16 protein-coding genes are annotated in these 19,306 nt (G+C 74.2%); 6 read left to right on the top strand and 10 right to left on the bottom strand.

The genetic code is table 11. The annotated features are described in order from the left end of the window. Positions 1-9 precede the first annotated feature (9 nt). Positions 10-426 carry a hypothetical protein gene (locus tag ACIGNX_RS02035; RefSeq protein ID WP_396535305.1) on the bottom strand — a complete coding sequence of 139 codons (417 nt, stop codon included), beginning with the start codon at positions 424-426 and terminating at the stop codon, positions 10-12. 53 nt (positions 427-479) lie between these two features. Further along, a complete protein-coding gene (locus ACIGNX_RS02040) occupies positions 480-1,682 on the bottom strand; it encodes a hypothetical protein (protein WP_396535307.1) in 1,203 nt (400 codons plus the stop codon). A gap of 190 nt (positions 1,683-1,872) precedes the next feature. Between ACIGNX_RS02040 and ACIGNX_RS02045 the strand changes: the two genes are divergently transcribed. Continuing rightward, a complete protein-coding gene (locus tag ACIGNX_RS02045) occupies positions 1,873-3,099 on the top strand; it encodes a TIR-like protein FxsC (protein WP_396535309.1) in 1,227 nt (408 codons plus the stop codon). 3 nt (positions 3,100-3,102) lie between these two features. Beyond that, positions 3,103-6,204 carry a KGGVGR-motif variant AAA ATPase gene (locus ACIGNX_RS02050; protein ID WP_396535311.1) on the top strand — a complete coding sequence of 1,034 codons (3,102 nt, stop codon included), beginning with the start codon at positions 3,103-3,105 and terminating at the stop codon, positions 6,202-6,204. Positions 6,205-6,214: 10 nt separating this feature from the next. Here the strand turns inward: ACIGNX_RS02050 and ACIGNX_RS02055 are convergent, their stop codons facing one another. Then, positions 6,215-7,084: a class II glutamine amidotransferase gene (locus ACIGNX_RS02055; protein ID WP_396535313.1), complete on the bottom strand. Its 870-nt coding sequence runs from the start codon at positions 7,082-7,084 to the stop codon at positions 6,215-6,217. A 138-nt stretch (positions 7,085-7,222) separates the two neighbouring features. Between ACIGNX_RS02055 and ACIGNX_RS02060 the strand changes: the two genes are divergently transcribed. Genes ACIGNX_RS02060 through ACIGNX_RS02075 form a run of 4 tightly spaced genes read left to right on the top strand, consistent with a single transcriptional unit; the run spans position 7,223 to position 9,516 of the window. Further along, a complete protein-coding gene (locus tag ACIGNX_RS02060) occupies positions 7,223-7,654 on the top strand; it encodes a hypothetical protein (protein WP_396535315.1) in 432 nt (143 codons plus the stop codon). Beyond that, positions 7,651-8,880: an NRAMP family divalent metal transporter gene (locus ACIGNX_RS02065; protein WP_396535317.1), complete on the top strand. Its 1,230-nt coding sequence runs from the start codon at positions 7,651-7,653 to the stop codon at positions 8,878-8,880. Before ACIGNX_RS02060 ends, ACIGNX_RS02065 begins: the two co-directional genes overlap by 4 nt. After that, the gene (locus ACIGNX_RS02070) at positions 8,877-9,272 is read left to right on the top strand and encodes a hypothetical protein (RefSeq protein WP_396535319.1); all 396 of its coding nucleotides are present in this window, start codon (positions 8,877-8,879) and stop codon (positions 9,270-9,272) included. Before ACIGNX_RS02065 ends, ACIGNX_RS02070 begins: the two co-directional genes overlap by 4 nt. Next, a complete protein-coding gene (locus ACIGNX_RS02075; RefSeq protein ID WP_396535321.1) occupies positions 9,259-9,516 on the top strand; it encodes a PRC-barrel domain-containing protein in 258 nt (85 codons plus the stop codon). The genes ACIGNX_RS02070 and ACIGNX_RS02075 overlap by 14 nt, the downstream gene beginning before the upstream one ends. Before the next feature lie 21 nt (positions 9,517-9,537). On the opposite strand, the gene ACIGNX_RS02080 is transcribed toward ACIGNX_RS02075, so the two are convergent. The 7 genes from ACIGNX_RS02080 to ACIGNX_RS02110 all read right to left on the bottom strand — a co-directional run bounded on the left by ACIGNX_RS02080 (position 9,538) and on the right by ACIGNX_RS02110 (position 19,250). After that, on the bottom strand, positions 9,538-10,713 hold the full coding sequence (locus tag ACIGNX_RS02080; protein WP_396535323.1) for a glycoside hydrolase family 43 protein: 1,176 nt from the start codon (positions 10,711-10,713) through the stop codon (positions 9,538-9,540). A gap of 190 nt (positions 10,714-10,903) precedes the next feature. After that, on the bottom strand, positions 10,904-12,199 hold the full coding sequence (locus ACIGNX_RS02085) for a cation:proton antiporter (RefSeq protein ID WP_396535325.1): 1,296 nt from the start codon (positions 12,197-12,199) through the stop codon (positions 10,904-10,906). Further along, entirely contained in the window at positions 12,196-13,590 is a 1,395-nt protein-coding gene (locus ACIGNX_RS02090) for a cytochrome P450 (RefSeq protein ID WP_396535327.1), read from the bottom strand. The genes ACIGNX_RS02085 and ACIGNX_RS02090 overlap by 4 nt, the downstream gene beginning before the upstream one ends. Then, positions 13,587-14,657 (bottom strand): alpha-hydroxy acid oxidase, encoded by a 1,071-nt coding sequence (locus ACIGNX_RS02095; protein ID WP_396535329.1) that lies wholly within the window; start codon positions 14,655-14,657, stop codon positions 13,587-13,589. The genes ACIGNX_RS02090 and ACIGNX_RS02095 overlap by 4 nt, the downstream gene beginning before the upstream one ends. Beyond that, positions 14,654-16,201, bottom strand: coding sequence for an NAD(P)-binding domain-containing protein (locus ACIGNX_RS02100; RefSeq protein ID WP_396535331.1), 1,548 nt, complete (start codon positions 16,199-16,201; stop codon positions 14,654-14,656). The genes ACIGNX_RS02095 and ACIGNX_RS02100 overlap by 4 nt, the downstream gene beginning before the upstream one ends. Positions 16,202-16,243: 42 nt before the next feature. Then, positions 16,244-17,713, bottom strand: a complete 1,470-nt coding sequence (locus ACIGNX_RS02105) for a class I adenylate-forming enzyme family protein (protein ID WP_396535333.1) — start codon at positions 17,711-17,713, stop codon at positions 16,244-16,246. Further along, entirely contained in the window at positions 17,700-19,250 is a 1,551-nt protein-coding gene (locus tag ACIGNX_RS02110) for an FAD-dependent oxidoreductase (protein WP_396535335.1), read from the bottom strand. The genes ACIGNX_RS02105 and ACIGNX_RS02110 overlap by 14 nt, the downstream gene beginning before the upstream one ends. Between the last annotated feature and the right edge of the window lie 56 nt (positions 19,251-19,306).

Genomic DNA, 19,306 nt, shown 5'->3' on the forward strand with positions numbered 1-19,306 from the left:
TGCGGCGGGTCAGGCCCGCGGCGCCACCGGGTCGCGCGGCCGCACCGAGGTCAGCGCCGCGACACCCAGGACGGGAGCGGGCAGCGCAAAGCAGAAGCCGGGGCCGAGCCCGAGCAGCAGCCCCCAGGCCGCCAACCCCAGCGCCGCGACCACCGTGACGAACCCGACGGCCCGACCGGTCACGTCCGCGACGCCGACCGCCGCCGCGGCGGCCGGCGGAACCCCGACCAGGGCGGCGACGGCGCTCCCGCCGTCGGACGACATCGCGGGGAACACCGCGACCGCGATCCCGACCGTCGCCGCGATCGCGCTCCACCGCAGGACCCGGCCGACCACCCCGGGCGCCGCCCGCCGGCCGCGCACCCGGATGAGCACGGCGACCAGCAGGAGCAGCGCGAGCCCCGCGCCCGCGGCGGTGGCGACCATCCCGACCCCCTGTGACGAGCCCGTCGAGTGCTGCCACCCGACGGTACGGCACCTCAGCCCCGCGTGTGGTCGTGCGGGCGGGGCCGGTGGTCGTCGGGAACGGCGTTCGCCCGGTACTCCAGCCTGCGCGCGTAGTCCTCGGCCCGCAGCCGCCTGGCGATCTCGATCAGGGCCCGGCGTGCGTCGAGCGGGTTGCCGTTCTCCAGCAGCGCGTGTTCCAGGACGTCGATCGGCCAGGTGACGAGGACCCCGTGCCGCGCGGCGTAGATGGCCGCGGAACGGATGCGGAACGCGTCGTCCGCGTCCAGCCACGCACTGGCCAGCAGCTTCCAGAGCCGGGTGCGGACGTGGTCGCCGTCGAACGCCTCGACCGTGCTCACGTCCAGCAGCGTCGACCCGTCCCGCCCGGTGAGCACGGCGGTGGTGTCGTCCCAGTGGTCGAAGATCACCGGCGCGACCACGCCCCACGGGGTGCCCAGGGGCGGGTTCCCGGCCAGCGCGCGCAACTCGTCGAACGACCCCGAGTCCTGCAACAGCCGCACGAGCGCGAGCGGGTCGGCGATCGCCTCGTCGGTGGCGGCGGCGTGCAGCTCGCGCACGGTCGGCGGTCGGTCGCGGAACAGGCGGAACAGCGGGTGGCCGGCGCTCTCGTTGCGGTAGGCGTAGCCGAACGCGGCCAGCAGCCAGCACAGGCGCACCAGGCCCTTCTCCGGCCCTTCCGCGCCGAGCCGCCCCACCGGCGCGTGCTCCCAGAAGTAGGCGCGCATGCGGTCGAACAGCTCCGCCAGCACCGGCTCGTCCGGGAACCCGGGTCGCTGGACCCGCCGCTCGGCCTCCTCGACCGACGTCGCGGGCATGATGGCCGCCCCGCGCTCGACAGCGGCCCTCAAGTCCTGCCAACCGCGCGGGGTCGGCCGCAGGTCGAGCGCGCGTTCCCGCTCCGGGGACGCCAGCCGGGCGTGCGTCGGGTAGCGGGTGGCCTGGTCGTCGGCCCAGGCCCGGGTCACCAGGCCGACGCGCACGAGCCCGAGCAGGGCGGAGTACGGGGGAGCGGCCTGCACCGCGCCGGCTAATCGCGCGACGACCGTCTTGCCCGCCCGGTCCCAGTGCCGGCGCTCGACCTTGCCCTCCGGGCGCACCTTCGGCTGCGTCCGGACGCGGGCCAGCACGTCGTTCGCGACCTCCTTCGTGCCGGTGAGCCGTTCCGCGCACCAGTCACCCAGCTCACCGCGGTAGAGGTACCCGACGAACGACATGGATCAAGGATGCCACGGTCGGTCCGGGCCGCCGGCACCCCGCGTGCCCGACCAGGACGGTGCCGCGCGGTACCGACCCGCGGGGTCGCGCCGTCGCTGCGCGTGGTACCGACCCGCGGGTCCCGCCGTCGCTGTAACGAGCCGTGCGCGGTGAGCGATGCCCGGGTGACACGACCGACGCGAGGGGCGGTTGGCGGGGCTGGTGCCGTACTTCTTCTTCAGCTACTCGCGGGTGGACGCGCTCGACAGGTTCGTGCACCGGTTCTACCGGGACCTCGAACGCGAGCTGTCGGTCCGCGGTGGCCTGGTGGACGGTGACGTCGGCTACCTGGACGTCGACCAGGCACCGGGGGTGGAGTGGTCCAAGAACGCGGGCGCGGCGCTGAGCACCTGCGACGTCTTCGTCCCGCTGTTCTCGCCGACCTACTTCACCAGGCCGTACTGCGGTCGGGAGTGGCACGCCATCACCGCGCGGTTGGCCGCCCACCGCGCGGCCACCGGCACCTCGCCCGCGGTCATCGTGCCGGTCTGGTGGTTGCCGCTCCCCGGGGACCCGCCCGCCGACATCGGCCGGTTCCAGGACACGCGGGACCTGTTCGGGCCGGAGTACCGGCGTGACGGGCTGCGGTACCTGATGCAGCTGAAGGGGAACCGGGACGCGTACCTCGACTTCGTCGTGGGGTTCACCAGGCTGGTCCTGCACGCCGGCCGGACACCGGCGGCGGCGGTGGAACCGGTCGACCTGGCCACCCTGCCGGACGCCTTCGCCGCCGGGTCCGCGTCGAGCGCGCCGCCCGCGTCACCGCCGCCGGCCGGCGGCAGCCGCAGGCGCGTGACGTTCGTCGTGGTCGCCGCCGGCCACGACCGGATGCGGGCGGTCCGCACGGCCGGCCTGGACGTCTACGGCGACGACTGGGACGACTGGCGGCCCTACCACCCCGAGTGCCCCGACCCGATCGCGCTGCGGGCGCAGGGCGTGGCGATGTCGCAGCGGCTGCTGTCGTGGTTCCAGCCGGCCGACGAGAACCTGTTCGAACTGCTGGACGCGGCACAGCGACGTCGCGAGCTGGCGGTGCTCATCGTCGACCCGTGGGCGGTCGGGCTGCCCGGGTACAACGCGCTGCTGGAACAGCTGAACACCAGGCGGTACGGCACCACGTCCATCATCGTGCCGTGGGAGGACCCCGAGCCCGACAGCGCGGTCCGGGACGTGCTGCACGTGGTGCTGGAGAACTGGACCGACGGCGGCGACAGCGTGTTCCGCGACGACATCGGGTCCATGCGGGAGTTCGAGGAGCGGCTGGCCCAGGTGCTGGTCGACATCCGGGCGAGCGTCCTGCGCAAGGCCGAGGTGGCGCGCCGGGTGCGGGAGGCGGGCCCGACCTCGCGACCGCTGCTGACCGGCCCGGGGAGCTGACCGGTGGCCGGGCGGATCATCACGTTCTACTCCTACAAGGGCGGCACCGGGCGGTCGATGGCGGTGGCGAACACGGCCTGGATCCTGGCCGCCAACGGCCTGAGGGTGCTGGTGGTCGACTGGGACCTGGAAGCTCCCGGCCTGCACCGCTACTTCCAGCCGTTCCTGCCCGACCCCGACCTGGCGGTCTCGGCGGGCGTGGTCGACCTGGTCTGGAAGTTCGCCGAGGCCACCCTGGACGCCGACGCCCCGGACCAGGAGGGCTGGTACGACGAGCTGGCGCGGATCTCGCCGTACGCGATGTCCGTCGAGCACGACTTCCCGGGGAAGGGCACGGTGGACTTCGTGCCGGCCGGTCGCCAGGACGCGACGTACTCGGCCCTGGTCAACCGGTTCGACTGGAACAACTTCTACGAGCGGCTGGGTGGCGGGGGGTTCATCGAGGCGCTGAAGCGCGACATGCGGGCGGCCTACGACTACGTGCTCGTGGACAGCCGCACCGGTCTGAGCGACACTGCGGGCATCTGCACGGTGCAACTGCCCGACGTGCTGGTCAACTGCTTCTCGCTCGGCAACCAGGCGATCGACGGCGCGGCGGCCGTCACCGCCTCCGTGCACCGGCAGCGGCGCGGCGGCGACCTGCGCGTGTTCCCGGTGCCGATGCGCGTCGAGGACGGCGAGCAGGACAAGCTCGACGCGAGCCGCGACCACGCCAGGGCCCGGCTGGGCAAGTACCTCGGCCACGTCGCCGACCCGGAGCGCTACTGGGGTCGGGTGGAGATCCCCTACAAGAGCTTCTACGCCTACGAGGAGATCCTGGCGACCATCGGCGACCGCCCGCGGCAGGAGGGCACCGTGCTGGCCGCGACCGAGCGCCTCGTGGGCTACCTGACCGACGGCCGCGTGGTGGAGCTGGGCACGGCCTTGCCGGAACGGGAACGCCGGGCGCTGCTGAGCCGCGTCCAGCGCGCCGGTCGGGACGACCGGTCACCCGACGGCGGTGCGGTGGCGATCGGCGGTCCCCGGGTCTTCGTGTCCCACGCGCACGAGTCGGCCGACCACGCCGACGCCGTCCGCGAGCTGTGGCACCTGCTGCGCGCGCGGGGTGTCGACGCCCGGTTGGACGTCCAGCCGGCACTCCGCCCGCCCGACCCGGGCCGGTGGGTGGCCGAAGAGGTGGCCGTGGCCGACGTGGTCCTGGTCGTCGCCCCGCCCCGGGGCGTGACGCCGCCCGACGCCGGGGCCCTGCGCGGTGCGCTGCGGTTGCTCGGCGTCGTGCTGCCCGATGGGTCGGAGGGGGACCTGCCCGGGATCGTCGGCCCCGCCGACCGCGTCACCGTCGCGGAGCTGACCGTCGCGGGGGTGGAGCCGCTCGTCCGGTTCGTGCGCGAGCGGGTGGCGCGGCACGAGCCGCGGCCCGCCGACGCGGTCGTCCCGGCTAGCGGCGACCACGACCGCACCGCGAGCGCCCGCCGGATCGCGGACGACCTGGCGGTGGACGTCCGCCGGGACCTGCGCGGCGAGGCGACCCGGCAACGCCTGTTCGACCCCTTCCCGATACCGGTCCGGTGGTCGCCGACCGAGCGGTCGGTGGTCTCGCGCAGCTCCCCGCTGCTCGCCCCGGACGCGCCGTTGACGCGATCGTCCGGTTCCGCCGAGGACCTGGCGGACCTGCTCTTCGCGTTGCGCCGGCCGGCGGTGGTCGTGCTGGGCGCACCCGGTTCCGGCAAGAGCACCGCGATGGTCCGGCTCGCGCTCCGCCTCGCCGATTCCCGCCCGGCGGGTGGAGCGGTGCCGGTGCTGCTGCCCGCCGCCTCCTGGCGGCCCGACGTGGAGGACCTCGACGGCTGGATCGCCCGGCACCTGGAGGAGACCTGGTCCTTCGACCGCCACCGGGCCCGCGAGCTGCTCGACGCCCGCCTCGTCGTCGCCGTCGTGGACGGTCTGGACGAGCTGCCGGAAGGGCCGCGGTACGCGGCGATGTCGCGGTTGGCCGCCGCGGACGGCGAACTGCCCGTCGTGGTGACCTGCCGCAGCGCCGAGTACCAAGAGCTCGTGGACGGCGGCTTCGTGCTCCACGGCTTCGCGGTGGTGGAGTTGCGGCCGGTGGCGCTGGAGGACGCGATCGACTACCTCGCCGCCACCCAACTCGTGGACGACGAGCGGTGGAACGCGCTGTTCGGTCGACTCCGGCTGCACCCCCGCCTCCCCGTGGCCCACGCGCTGACGACGCCCCTGGTGATCGACCTGGTCCGCGAGGTGTACTCCACGCCGCACTCGAACCCGCTCGAACTGGTGGACCGAGGCAGGTTCCCCACGGACCGCGCCGTCAGGTCGCACCTGGTCGAGTCGCTCCTGGCGGTCGCGTACGACCGGAGGGGACGCCTCGACGCGCCGCCCGTCCCGGCGACGACGGCACACCGCTGGCTGTCCCACCTGGCCGACCACCTCCGGGCCTCGCGCTCCGACGACCTGGCGTGGTGGCGGCTGCACGAGGCGATGCCCGCGATCGTCGGCCGACTGGTGCTCGGGTTGATCGGCGCCTGGTGGAGCGCCCTGATGGTGCTGGAAGCGTTCCTGCTGGACCGACCGTTGCGCGACCAGCCGTGGGTCGGGTTCGCGGCGGGCGTCGGCTGCGCCCTCGTCGGCCTCCTGGTCGCGGTCGCGGCCCGGCCGCCGGATGGGCCGAGCCGGGTGGTGCCGAGGCTCCGGGTGCGCGCACCCGTCACTACGGGAACCGCGTCCGGCCCGCTGCGAACGCTGCGCGAGGACCGCCGCGCCACGGTGGCCGTCGCCGGGCTCGCCCTGATCCTGCCGGTCGCCGCGCTGGTGCTGGGACCGGTGACCGGCCTGTTCAGCGCACCCGTCGGCGTTGCGCTGGTCGCCCTCGCCTCGCTGCCGACGCCCCTCCTGCTCGGTCGCGGCGCGTGGACCTGGTTCACGGTGTTCCGGATCTGGTCGGCCCTACGAGGTCTGCTGCCGCGGCGGCTGATGGGGTTCCTGGACGACGCCCACCGGCGGGGCGTGCTGCGCGAGGTCGGACCGGTCTACCGGTTCCGCCACGCCGCGCTCCGGGACATCCTCACCCGTCCGCCGGACCGCTGACCGCGGCGGTTCACGTGCCCGACTGGGACGCCGCCGCACGGGCCCCGAGCTGGTCCAGCGTGAGCGGGTGGCGCGGCGGGGCGTCGAGGACGGTGTGGAGGGTCGCGGTCAGGTCGTCGGCGACGTGCAGCAGTTCGCCGGGTCGCAACGCCCGCCAGCCCGGGTCCTCGTCCATCCGCTCGCTCGCCACCACGACGGCGGGCCGGTCGGACAGCCCGCCGGAACGGGCGCGGATGCGGCCCGCGGTGCTCGCGTGGTCCAGGTGCCGACCGCCGTGCGGACCACCGGCGGCGCGTTCGAGCACGAACAGCTCGTGCGTGTCCGGGTAGCGCAGCGCCCACAGCTCGGTCGGCGTGGTCAGGACCAGGTTGATCGCGTAGACCGGCAGGTTGTCCGCCACCCAGCGGGCCGCGGCCGTGATCGCCGCCCCCACGTCGCCGTCGTGCGCCTCGGCGTGCTTGGTGATCAGGGCGAAGAACCGCTCCGAGTCCGTGTCACCCGCCACCAGGTCGCGGTACCGGCCCAGCTCGCCCTCCAGCCGCTCCAGGTCGCCGATCACGCCGTTGTGCGCGAACAGGCGGCCGTGCTGCTCGAACGGGTGGGTGTTGCGCGGTTCGAGGCCACCGGTGGAGGCGTAGCGGATGTGCGCGAGGAACGTGGTCGACTCCTGTTCCTTGGCCTCCCGGGCGAACCGCTCGTCCTCGTAGGCGGCCAGCGGTCGCTTGTCCACGACCGGCCGACCGTCCTCGGTGAACACGCCCAGCCCGGTGCCGTCCGGCTCGCGCCTGCTCTGCTGCGCGAGGCTGTCGGGCGCTTCCAGCAGCCAGAACGTGGCCCGCACGCGGCTCGGCGCGGCCGACAACCCGAACAACCGGCACATTCCGGACCTCCTCGCGGCGACGTGGGGCTCCAGCGTCACCGAAGCGACCGCGACCCGCCACGCGAGCGTGGCCCGCGCGGGGTTTCGAGATCATCGGCACCGGGTAGGCGGCTCCTCGTGAATCGCCGTCGTTGGTTGGTGTTGTGGCTGGTCGGGGTGGTCCTGGCCGCCGTGGTGGTGCCCGGGTTGTGGCCGACGACCGCGGACGGCTACCGCGAGACGGCCGTCACCGGGGCGCGTGACGCGGCGTCGGCGGTGTCGACCGCGGCACTGGTCGGCGAGGCGGCCTCCCGCGACCGGGCGTTCGGCGGGTACACCTCGGCGGCGTTGTCCGACGCCCGGGAAGGGGTGGGCACCGCGCTGGGCGACGTGGCCGACCTGGAGGTGCCCGACGAGGCGTCCGGCGACCTGCGCGACCGGGTGGTGCCGCTGCTGGTGGAGGCCGTCGCCGCGGTCGGCGACGTCTCACGGGCCGCCGACCGGTCGGACGCGGCGGCGACCTCAACCGCCGCCCGCAGGGCGCGGGCGGCCGGGGAGCGGTTGCGGGACTTCGTGGGGAGCGCCGGGTGAAACGACTGCTGGGCATCACGCTGGGCGTGCTCACCGCGATCGGCGGGTTCGTCGACATCGGCGACCTGGTCGCCAACTCCGAGACCGGCGCGCGGTTCGGCATGCGGCTGGCGTGGGTCGTCGTGGTCGGCGTGATCGGCATCTGCGTGTACGCCGAGATGTGCGGGCGGGTCGCCGCGGTCAGCCGACGGCCGGTGTTCGACCTGGTGCGCGAACGGCTCGGCCCGCGGGTCGGGCTGGCGAACCTCGCCGGGTCCTACCTGGTCACGCTGCTCACCCTGACCGCCGAGGTCGGCGGTGTCGCGCTGGCCGTGGAGCTGGCCACGAGCGTGAACTACCTGCTGTGGGTGCCGGTCGCGGCCTTCGTGATCTGGGTGGTCCTGTGGCGGACGAAGTTCGAGACGATGGAACGCGTCTTCGGCCTGGCCGGGCTCGCGCTGGTCGTGTTCGTCGTGGCGTTCGTCCGGCTCGGACCGCCGTGGGCGGAGCTGGGCGCGCAGGCCACCACGTTCGGGCCGCCGGCGACCGAGGACTGGGGCACGTACGCGTTCTTCGCCGTGGCGCTGTTCGCCGCCGCCCTCACCCCGTACGAGGTGTTCTTCTTCTCCTCCGGCGCGGTCGAGGAGAAGTGGACCGTCAAGGACCTGGCGACCGAGAAGGCCAACGTCTTCATCGGCTTCCCGCTGGGCGGCCTGCTGTCGCTGGCGATCATGGGCTGCGCGGCCGTGGTGTTCCAGCCCGGCGGCATCCGCGTGGACGACCTGAGCCAGGCCGGACTGCCGGTGGCGCTCGCCCTGGGCAAGATCGGCCTCGTCGTGGTGATCCTCGGCTTCTTCGCGGCGACCTTCGGCGCGGCCCTGGAGACCGGGCTGTCGGCCGGCTACACCGTCGCCCAGTACTTCGGGTGGCAGTGGGGCAAGCTGGTCCGGCCCCGCGAGGCCACCCGGTTCCACACCGTGGTGCTGGTCGGGTTCCTGCTCGCGGTCGCCGGGCTGCTCACCGCCGCCGACCCGATCGCGATCACCGAGTACTCGCTGGTGTTCAGCGCGGTGGCGCTCCCGCTGACCTACCTGCCGATCCTGGTGGTGGCCAACGACCGGGAGTACCTGGGCGACCACGTCAACGGCAGGCTGGCCAACACCCTCGGCGTGGTCTACCTGGTGGTGATCCTGATCGCCGCGGTCGCCGCGATCCCCCTGATGCTGCTGACGGGAATGGGCTCATGAGCACGCACCCCGAACCGCTGCGGGTGGACTTCCACCTGCTCGACCGGCAGGTCGTGGACCTGCACGGCCGCCTGGTGGGCAAGGTCGACGACGTGGAGCTGGACGTGGGCGAGGACGGCGTGCCGGTCGTGGCCGCGCTGCTGGTCGGCCAGCGGGCGCTCGGCGAGCGCCTCGGCGGCGCGCTGGGCCGGTGGCTGGCCGGCGTCGCCACCCGGTTGCAGGGCGGCTCGCCACGACCGGTGCTGAGCATCGCGTTCGACCACGTCGCCGCCGTGGGCAGCGCCGTGGAGCTGAGCGTGCCGGTCGAGCTGTTCGACACCCCGCCGCTGGAGCGGTGGCTGGGCGAGCACGTCATCGGACGGCTGCCGGGAGCCCGCGATGCGCGCCAGTGACCTGATCGGGCGAACCGCCCACGACCTCGACGGCCGGCCGCTCGGCCGGGTGGCGGACCTGATCACCCGCCGCGACGACCAGGGGCGGTTCCGGGTGGTCGCCGTGCTGGTGACCCCGCGCCACCGCGGCCGGCTGCTCGGCTTCGAACGGCCGGGCGTCCAACCACCGCTGGTGCTGGCGTGGCTGTCGCACCTGCTGCACCGCGGCACCCGCGAGGTCCCCTGGGACCGGGTGCGGCTCTGACCGCACCCGGTCCGCCGGGGGTCACTCGAAGAACTTCAGGCTCCACCCGGTGTCGGCGGTCGGGCCCGGGACGTTCGCGCGGCGGTAGGTCGTGTTGCCCCACCACACGAACGTGCCGGTGTACCAGTAACGGTTCGCCCAGCTGTAGGGCGTGCCCTTGGGCACCCCGTGGTACATCATCGGGAACTTGGGCCCCGCCGGCGGGCTCGTCGCGATGTCCCCGTCGAGCAGCACGAACGTGTGGTGCCCCGGGCCGTTGATGTACAGGGTGGGGTCCCAGCCGGTCATCATGGTGGACCGGTCGGAGCTGAACAGGCAGCCGTTGGACTTGTACCAGTCCCACACGTAGGTGGGGTCGCCGCCGGCGCGCAGCCGCAGGTCGGCGATGCAGTACTGCTCGCTCCAACTGCCGTTGGCCGAGTAGGCGACGTGCAACTGGCCGTTGGGGTCGCGGATGACCTCGGGTGCCTCGTTGATGAACGGGTTGCCGACCACCCGCTCCCACGGCTCGCGCGGCTGCGAGATGACGTACCGGCCGCCCACCGGCGTGACCGGGTCGGACATGCGGGCGATGTAGAGGCCCTGCTCGACGTTCTCGGTGCACTCCCAGCCGGACCAGATGAAGTACCGCTGCCCGTTGAACGTCACCGGCACGCCGTCGATGGCCCACCGGTCCTCGGGCAGGGCCAGCTTCACCTCGCCGGTGTAGCCGGAGTCCGGGAGGGAGGAGCTGATCACGTACATCCGGTGCGCCGCGTCGTTGCCCGCGGTGAAGTAGATGTAGTACCGACCGCCGTCGCGGACGATCTCCGGGGCCCAGACCGAACCGAGGTTGCGCGAGTCCTGCCAGACCACGCGGGCGGTGGCGGCGGCCAGGCCGTCCGGTGACGACGCCTGGCGGATTTGGATGCCGCCACCGCCGACCTGGGCCGCGACGTAGGTGCCACCGACGCGGATGACGCTCGGGTCGGCGGCGCGCAGGCTGGTCCGGCCCAGGGCGGACACCCCGCAGGCGTCCGACTCGGCGGAGCCGGCGGCCGGTCCGGTGCTGGGGGTTCGGGCGGTGCCCCGTTCGGAACCGGCCGGTTCGGCGGTGGCGGGGTGGCCGGAGAGCAGGAGGGCGGCGACGGCGGCGGACGCGGCGAGCCGCCTGAGCCGGCGCGCGGTGGGGCGTCGGGTGCCGGAGGGGACGGTCATGGGACTCCTCAGCGGTGGCAGGGAACCACTCGCGCGGCCGCACGCCCTCCGGCGGATGGGGATCGGTGGACGGCTCGCGCACCGGCGAACGTAACACGCCCCGACCTGCGGTGACCCCGATCCGCCCCGAGGTTCACCCGCTCGCGTGTCCACTGTGGACCAAAGATCGCTGCTGCGGCGTCACGGCGGATCAGCCTGGCGGCGCGGGCGTCGGGCCGCCGGCGCGCGAGGGCACCGCCGCCGGCTCGCGGTCCGCGCCGTCGGGCAGGGACGCCCGGTAGATCGGCATCGCCGCGGCCGTGGTCACGATCGCCACCGCGACCAGGATCGCGAACAGCTCCGGCGTCACCAGGCCGTGCGCCAGGCCGATGTTGATGAAGATCAGGATCATCAGGCCGCGCGCGTTCATCAACCCGCCGACCGCCGACGCGTACCGCCACGGGAAGCCCTGCGCCCGCACCACCACCGCGCAGCCCAGGTACTTGCCGGCGAACGCGACCGCCATGATCGCCACCAGCGGCCACCAGAGGCCGCCGCCCGAGCCGAAGCCGGACACCTCCGTGTTCAGGCCGCTGAACGCGAAGAACACCGGCAGCAGCAGGATGGAGTTGAGGTCGCTCAGCCGCGTCTCCAACTCCCGCCGCACGACCGCCGACTGCGGCATCGCCAGGCCGGTGACGAACCCGCCGAACACCGAGAACACGCCGATGTAGTCGGTGAACCACCCGGCCAGCAGCACGACGAGCAGGACCAGCGCCACCACGTCGCGCCCCATCCGGCCCTCGCGCTCGACCTTCGCGCCCACCCTGGCGAACAGGGCGCGCCCCACCGTGAGCATCAGCACGGCGAACACCGCCGCGCCCGCCACCGTGCCCACCGCGTCGAACGGGCTGCCCGCCGCCGCGACCGCGATGATCACCGCGAGGATGACCCACGCCACCGCGTCGTCGATCGCCGCCGCGACCAGGGTGAGGCCCCCGATCGGCGTGTTCGCGATGCCCCGCTCCTGGAGGATGCGCGCCAGCATGGGGAACGCGGTGATCGACAGCGCGCCGCCGACGAACAGCATGAACTCCCACCGGGTCGAGCCGCCCGGGCTCAACGAGCCGAAGAACAGCGCCGCCGCGCCCGCGCCCAGCGCGAACGTCGGGACGATGCCCGACACCGCCAGCGCCGACGCGCGGCGCATGTTCCGCCCGGCGGCGCGGCTGTGGTCGAGCGAGGAGCCGACCAGGAACATGTAGAACGTCAGCCCGATCGTGCTCAGCACGTACAGGGTGGCCTTGACGTCCGCGGGGAACAGCTGCGCCTGCACGCCCGGCGCGACCGCGCCCAGCAGGGCCGGGCCGAGCAGGACGCCGGCCACCATCTCCCCGACGACCCGGGGCTGCCTGACCGCCGAGGCGAGGCGGCCGCACATTGTCGTGGCCGCGAGCACGACCGCCAGGGCGGCGAACACCCGCAGCGCGAACTGGATCTGGTTCACTCGGTGACCTCCTGGGGTGGTGGCGGCTGCCGCCGCACGGGACGACCCTGGGTGTCGTGCGCGTCGAAGTACCGGCCGGCCAGGCGCAGCCTGCGGGCGTGCAGGACCATGACCGTGCCCAGCACGAGCTGGACCACGCTGCGCCACACGTCCTCCCACCGGTCCCGCACGCGCAGCAGCGCGCCCAGCGCGGCCAGGCGGCGCGGCGGCAGCGGCTCACCCACCCGCACCAGCAGGCACGGGCCGCGGTTCGGCATCGACCGGGTGTGCGCGGCGGTGGAGTGGAGCGTGACGCGGCGCAGCACCTCGCCGGTCGCCGCGCGCAGCGCCAGCGGGGACAGCCGCCACGCCGGGCACGGCCGGTTGGTCGCCACGCCGAACGGGATGTGGTGCGCCCCGCGCGTGCCGCCGCGCGCCCAGCGGTCCGGGTCGAACACCTCCGGCCTGGAGTGGCCGGTGGCGTGGTAGGCGGGGTAGTCGAAGCACAGCACCGACCCGGCGGGCAGCGTGGTGCGCTCGTCCAGCTCGATGTCGGCGGTGGTGATGCGGTGCGCGATGCCGAACAGCGGGTACATCCGCATCGTCTCGTCCAGCACGTGCGGGAAGTAGCCGTCGTCGCGGGCGAGCCGGGCGGCCACGTCCGGGTGCTGCGCCAGCGCGAGCAGCAGGTGCGCCATCGCCTCCGACATCTGCACCACGGCGGTGTTGAAGAACGTGCCCTGCAGGTAGTGCACCCGCTCGGTCGGCGACAGGCTCGACGGCAACGGGCGCCGCACGTCCCCCGCCGCCACGCGCCGGGCCAGGTAGCGGGTCAGCGCCGCCCGTCGGGCGGGGTGGCGCAGGCCGGTGCACTTCAGCGACGTCACCACGTCGTCGGCGTGCCCCACGATCAGGTCGCGCGCGCCGGGCGGGCACGGCTCGCCGAACACCAGCTCGTGGAAGTACTCCGCCCACACCGGCATCATCAGGTCGCGCAGCCGGACCAGCTCGACCCGGCGGGTGACCAGCTCGTCCAGCACCCGCCCGGCGCAGCGCGCCGCCGCCGCCGACAGCGCCTCGCCCGGCCCGGCGAGCAGCGCCCGGGTCGTGCGGGCCACGTCGTCGTAGCGCGGCCCGGCCTCCAGGTGCTCCTGGTGCACCTCCGGGCCGGGCGCGAGCCAGTACCAGAACAGGTCCGACAGCGCCGCGCCCCGGCTGCGGCCGTCCGCCGCGGGGTGGCCGTAGACCTCCAGGAACCGCTCCGGGCCCACCAGGGCGTTCGGGAACGTGGTCGCGCGGTCCCCGTTGAGCTTCTCGAACACCTTGGCGCGCAGGGCGACGACCCGCGCCGGCAGCCAGCGGGGAGCGGTCGCGACCACGGCGGCGGCGAGCACCCCGGTCACCCGCCTCACGCCGGCACCACCCTCCCGCGGGCGACGACCATGTCCCGGTTCAGGTCGGCCGGCCACCGCCCGCCGCACAGCGCCAGGACGTGGTCGAACTCGTCGCGCAGCACGTCGAGGACCCGCGCCACCCCCGCCTCGCCGTCGGCCGCCAGCCCCCACAGCACCGGACGGCCCACCCCCACGGCCGCCGCGCCCAGGGCGAGCGCCACGGCGACGTCGCCGCCGGACCGGACACCGCCGTCGAGCACCACCGGCACCCGGCCGGCCACCGCGTCGACCACCGCGGGCAGCGCCTCCACCGCCGCCGGCGCCAGGTCGGACTGGCGTCCGCCGTGGTTGGACACCACCACCCCGGTGGCACCGTGCTCGACCGCCAGCACCGCGTCGGCCGGGTGCAGCACCCCCTTGAGCCACAGCGGCAATGACGTCAGCTCCCGCAACCGCGCCACGTGCGCCCACGACACCTCCGGCGACATGACGATGTCCCGCACCCCTCCGGGCAGGCTTCGCATGTTCTCGGTCGTGAGCCCCGCGGGCAGGTCGTGGAAGCCGTGCTCGGCGTCGCGGCGGTGCCTGCCGAACACCGGCGAGTCGACCGTCACCACCAGCGCCGCGCAGCCCGCGCGCTCCGCCCGCCGCACCAGGTGCTCGGCCACGGCCTCGTCGGGCTGCGGGTAGAGCTGGAACCACACCGCCGCGTCCGCGCGCACCGACCGGGCCGCGGCCACCACCTCGCCGATCGCCACGGTCGACGCGACCCCGGACACCAGCACCGTCCCCGCCGCCGCGGCCGCACGGGCCGTGGCCACCTCGCCCTCGGGGTGGGCGAGCCGGTGGAACGCCGTCGGCGCGACCAGCACCGGCAGGTCGAGGCGACCGCCGGGCAGCTCCACGGCGAGGTCGCGCCGCGCCCGGCCGCGCAGCACCCTCGGCAGCAGGGCCAGGCGGCGGAACGCGGCCTCGTTCTCCGCCAGCACGACCTCGTCGCCGACCCCGCCCGCGTAGTAGTCGTAGTGCACCGGGTCGAGCACCGCGCGGGCCTTCTCGTGCAGCTCGGCGAGCACGGTCCTCACGCCGTGCCCACCGCGGCCGGCGCCAGGCGTGCCCGCAGGAACGACCGCAGCGGCGCGCGGTGCACGTCCTCGCTGTCCCACTCGTTCTCCAGGTTCTCGGTGAGGTGGTGCTCGCCGAGCAGCGCGCCGGCGCGGAAGTGCCGGACGACCGGGTGCAGGTAGCGGCCGTCGAGCCCGCTGGTGTCGTCCTGCGCCGTGCGGCCCGCGGTGATGTCGAACGGGTTGACCTTGTCGTGGTCCGCGCCGTACTCCAGCGTCACCGCGAAGTAGGACTCGACGTCGCCGAAGTCGCCCCGCCCGACCGCCTCGTGCAGGTGCGCCAGCGGCACCTCCTCGGCGTAGCGGAGCGCGCCGTCGGACCCGACCAGCACGACGTCGGCCAGGAAGCCGAACATCTGCCACAGCGCCGAGGTGCGGTTCACCCGTTCGACCACCGCGTCCGCCACGGCCTCGGGCGCCAGGTCGCGGCTGGGCCACGGCACGCCGTGGTAGCGGTGCTCCAGGATGCGGTGCAGTGCCACGACCCCGTACCGGAAGCCGTGGATGAACCCGCTGGTCGACTTCTTGAAGTCCCTGGCCTGGGTGATCGTGCCGGCGAAGAACAGGTCGGGCACGTTCACCGACTCCCAGGCCGCGGTCTGCTCGGGGAAGCGGTCGTTGATCGTCAGCCGGGGCCGGCAGCCGGGCGCGAAGATCGACGCGTCGAACCGGAACCCGGTCGCGACGATCACCCGGTCGTAGCGGATCTCCTTCACCCGCTCGGCGACCCGGGCGAAGGCCACCCGCGCCAGGAAGCCGTCGCCGTCGCGCCGGAGGTCCAGCACGCGACCGTCCAGCAGCGCGTTCTGCGACTTGAGCTGGTAGGTGTCGAGGAAGTTGTTGTTGACCGCGCGCAGGTGGCCGACGAAGTGGGTCTGCCACGCGAGCTTCAGCGAGCCCGGACCGGCGACGTGGATGACGGCCGCGGTCTCGACCAGGTTGTCCGCGGTCTCGAACGCGGAGTTGCCGCGCCCGATGATCAGCACCCGCTGCCCGGTGAAGTCGGCCGGGTCCACCGACACGTCGTAGTACCGCTCGGCCAGCTCCACGCCGTCGATCGGCGGCAGGTACGGCCGCGACACCCCGGTGGCCACGATGAGCCGGCGTGCCCGGTACGTGCCGCCGCGCTGGTCGCGCACGACGAAGTCGTCCGGCCGGGTCACCTCGACCACCGACGTGCCGTAGCGGACGGGCAGGTCGTGCTTCGCGGCGAAGTCGCCCAGGTAGCGCAGCATGACGTCGGCGTCCGGGAAGTACCGGGGCGTGTAGCGGGTGAACAGCAGGTCGGGGTCGTCGGACAGCAGCGAGTTCCAGTCGGTGCGCAGGTTCAGCTCCGGGTCGTCCCACCCGGTGTTCGGCTTGTTGATCGAGATCAGGGTGCGGTGGCGGGGGAAGCGGGTGAAGAACGCGCCCGGCGCGTCACCGGCCTCCAGCACGAGGTGGTCCCGCCCGGCGCGGGACAGCAGGTACGACGCCTGGAGCCCGGCCGGGCCGGCGCCGATCACGAGACACTCCGTCGAAACCTCGCTGGGCACGGGGCTTTCTCCTCACGTCAGGGAGCGTGGTGGCAAGAGGGGGTGGGTCGCGGGCAGCAGCCGCTTGTCCGGCTTGCCGCTCGGCGCGAGCGGCGGTTCCGCGATCGCGGTGACGCGGACCGGCGCGCACGCCGGACCCAACCGGGCGGTCACGAGCGCGCGCAGGTCCGCCAGGTCGGGTGTGCGGTCCCCGTGCGGCACCACGAACGCGTGCACCGCTTCGCCGGTGTCCTCGTCGGGCACCGCGACCACGTACGCCTCGGCGACGTCCGGGTGCTCGGCGATGACCCGCTCGATCGGGCCCGCGTGGTGCAGGGTGGCGTTGACGATGACCACGTCCCGGGTCCGGCCGGTCAGCCGCAGGCGACCGCCGGCGTCGAGGTGGCCCAGGTCGCGGGTGCGCACCCAGCCGCCGACGAACACCTCCGCCGACCCGGCCAGGTCGCCCCAGTACGCGCCGGCCTGCGCCGGGGTGCGGACGAACAGCTCGCCGTCGACCCCCGGCGGCAGCGGCGCGCCGTCCGGGCCGCGGACCTCGACGCGCACCGCGGGCGGCGGCACGCCCACCGTGCCGGGCGGGTCGTCGGGGGTCGCCAGCGAGATCGTGCCCGTCTCCGACTGGCCGTAGCCGTGGAACACGACCGGCCCGAGCACGTCGAGCGCCTCGCGGTGGCGGTCGGGCGACAGCGGCGACCCGGACACCAGCAGCGCCCGCAGCGTCGACAGGTCGGCCGGGTCGCGGCGCTGGGCGGCGACGAGCTTCGCCAGCTTCGGCACGGTGACCACGCTCGCCGTGGCCCGGTGGCGGGTGATCGCGTCGGGCAGCGCGGGCCGCCCGGTGACCACGGCGACACCGCCCGCGGCGATGGCGAGCACGGTGTACTCGAACATCACCTGGCTCGTCAGCGACCCGAACAGCAGGTAGCGCCCCAGCCGGGTCGCCAGCTCGCGGACCGCGGGCGGCCAGGCGTGCGGTCGCGCGGTCCAGGCGGCCGTCATCGCGGCGTAGGTCTGCGCGCACCCCTTGGGCGTGCCGGTGCTGCCGCTGGTGCGGATCAGGCGGGCGACGTCACCCGGCCTGCCCTCGCAGCGCAGGTCCTCGGCGGGCGACCCGAGCAGCGAGGCGACGGTCAGCGCGCCGGGGTCGTCCGAGTCGGTGACCGCGACGGCGCGGTCGAGCCCGAGCAGGTGGCGCGCCCGGTCGTCGACGGGCCCGGGCGGCACGCCCACCACCCGCGTCCCCACCGCGTGCGCGGCCAGGACCACCGCGAACGCCTCGGGGGTGACGCCGAGCCGGAGCGCGACGCCGGCACCGGGGCCGAGGCCCGCGCGCCGCAACCCGGTCGCGGCCCGGGCCACCAGGTCGAGCAGCTCCGCGCCGGTCACCTCGCGCGGGCCGTGTTCGAGCACCGGCCGGTCCGCGGCGGCGTCGAGCACGTCGAGCACCGGGCGCGGGAACGGCTCGGGGTCACGCGTCGGCAAGGCGCTCCTTCACGAACGCCGCCAACGGCTGCTGGTGCACCGCGGGCAGGTCCCAGTGGTTCTCCAGGTTCTCGGCCAGGTGGTGCGTCGCGGTGAGCGCGCCGTCGCGGTAGTGCCGCACCACCGGGTGCAGGTAGCTCGCGTCGTGCGCGTTGGCCGCGTCGTTCTCCGCCACGCGCGGCACGGTGATGTCGAACGGGTCGACGGTGTCGTGGTCGGGCCCGTACTCCAGCGTCACGACGAACCGGTGCGCGGCCGGGCCGAGGCCGCCGGCGGCCAGGTAGGCCACCGGCACCTCCTCCTGGTACCGGGCCGCGTCGTCGGTGACCGTGACCACGTCGCCCAGCACCGCGAACTGCTGCCACAGCGCCGAGGACCGGTTCACCCGGGCCACGATCGCGTCGCTGATCGCCTCCGGCGACGGCTCCAGCGCGGTCGAGGGCCACGGGACGCCGTGGTGGCGCGCGGCGAGGATGCGGTGCAGGGCGCGCACGCCGTAGCGGAAGCCGTGGATGAACCCGTTGGTGGACTTCTTGAAGTCCCGCTGCTGGGTGAGCGTGCCCGCGAAGTACAGGCCGGGCACGGTGGTGGACTCGAACGCGGGCGTCTGCTCGGGGAACCGGTCGTCGATCACCAGCGCCGGGCGGCACGTGTCGTCGAACACCGAGGCGTCGAACCGGAACCCGGTGCACGCGATGATCCGGTCGTACTCCAGCTCCCGCAGCGCCTCGACCGTGCGGGCGTAGCGGAACACGACGCGGAACCCGCCGCCGGGCCGGGGCTCGATCAGCTCCACCGTGCCGTCGAGGACGGAGTTCTCGGACTTGAGCTGGTAGGTGTCGAGGAAGTTGTTGTTCACCGCGCGCAGGTGCCCGACGTAGTGCGTCTGCCACGCCAGCCGCACCGAGTGCGGCCCGGCCACGTGGATGACCGCCGCGTGCTCCACCAGGGCGTCGGCGGTCTCGAAGCCGGAGTTGCCCTTGCCGATCACCAGCACCCGCTGGTCGGTGAACGACTCCGGGTCGGTGTCGAAGGTGTCGTAGCGCTCGGCGTGCTCGATGCCGGGGATCGGCGGCACGTGCAGCCGCGACACGCCCGTGGCCACGACGACCCGGGCGGCCCGCCACGTGCGCCCCGTGCCGTCGAGCACCGCGAACCCGTCGTCGTCGCGGGACACGCGGGTGACCTCGGTGCCGTAGTGCACCCGCACGCCGGTGGCCGCCGCGAAGTCGGCCAGGTAGCGGACCAGGTCGTCGGCGGCCGGGAAGTACCGGCCGCTGTAGCGGGTGAACAGCAGGTCGGGGTCGTCGGACAGCAGCGAGTTCCAGTCCATCCGCAGCCGCTGCTCCGGGTCGGCGTACCCGCTGTGCACCTTGTTGATGGAGATCAACGTCCGGTGCCGCGGGTACCGGGTGAAGAAGGTGCCCGGACCGCTGCCCCGCTCCAGGACGGCGTAGTCGCGGCCGTCGCGCTCCAGCAGGGCGGCGAGCTGCAGGCCGGCCGGTCCCGCCCCGATGATCAGGTAGTCGTGCGCCATGAGCCAGGAAGCTACGCAGCCGATCTCAGAACTCTCTGAGATCGACCGCTTACGTT

Origin of the sequence: Actinosynnema sp. NPDC053489 (assembly GCF_044544865.1) — a bacterium.
Lineage (GTDB): Bacteria > Actinomycetota > Actinomycetes > Mycobacteriales > Pseudonocardiaceae > Actinosynnema.